Source organism: Candidatus Nitrosotalea sp. FS (genome assembly GCF_011319475.1).
Classification (GTDB): Archaea; Thermoproteota; Nitrososphaeria; order Nitrososphaerales; family Nitrosopumilaceae; genus Nitrosotalea.
On the sequence record NZ_RCMC01000074.1, the window covers coordinates 1 to 807 of the forward strand.

An 807-nucleotide genomic window follows, 5' to 3' on the forward strand; every position below is an offset into this window, starting at 1 on the left:
TCATTAATTTAGTTTTGAATAAAATACTTTGAAATCTATATTGAAAAGGCGTATATACATCATATCCTCCCCCCATGGATAGGTTGTCATGACCCAAGTTTTCAATGAAACACTCGGTGAGGCTCAACTTGAATGCAAAGACTTGGGTTATGCATATTCTGGTACAAATTTCATCTTCAAAGACATAAGCATCAAGACATATGCTGATGAGCTTGTTGCAATCGTAGGTCCTTCAGGTACAGGAAAATCAACTTTTCTTAGAGTACTGGCAAATCTGATTTCCCCTACAATAGGTCATGTGTTTCTAAACAATGTTGAGATGAAATCTCCGTCATCACAAATCTCACTTGTCCACCAGTCTATTGCCACTTTTCCATGGATGACTGCACTTGATAATGTGAAAATAGTTTTACGAAACAAAGTCAAAGGCGACGAAGCAACCGAGATAGCAAAAAAAATGATCGCGTTGGTAGGACTGCATGGTCATGAAGATGCATATCCAAAAGAAATGAGTGGTGGAATGAGACAAAGAATCGCTATTGCACGAGCACTTGCAGCTTCTCCTACAATAATGTTGATGGATGAACCATTTGTACACCTTGATGAGCTTACGGCAAATTCTCTTCGAAGTGAGATTTATTCCATTGTATTCAATCCTGAAAATACTCTAAAATCCGTAATTCTTGTATCGCATAATTTACATGAAGTTGTCCAGCTTGCAGACAGGGTTTACGTGATGGGTGGCACGCCTGCACGAATTGTAAATGAAATAAAAATTGATCTGCCAAGACCAAGGTCTGAGGAAGA

Annotated in this window: 1 protein-coding gene; it reads left to right on the top strand. The window is 38.7% G+C overall.

Annotation, left to right across the window (positions count from 1 at the left end):
* Positions 1–88 precede the first annotated feature (88 nt).
* Positions 89–807 (top strand): ABC transporter ATP-binding protein (locus DYY66_RS03105; protein WP_218583589.1); only part of this gene is annotated, 719 nt, incomplete at its 3' end.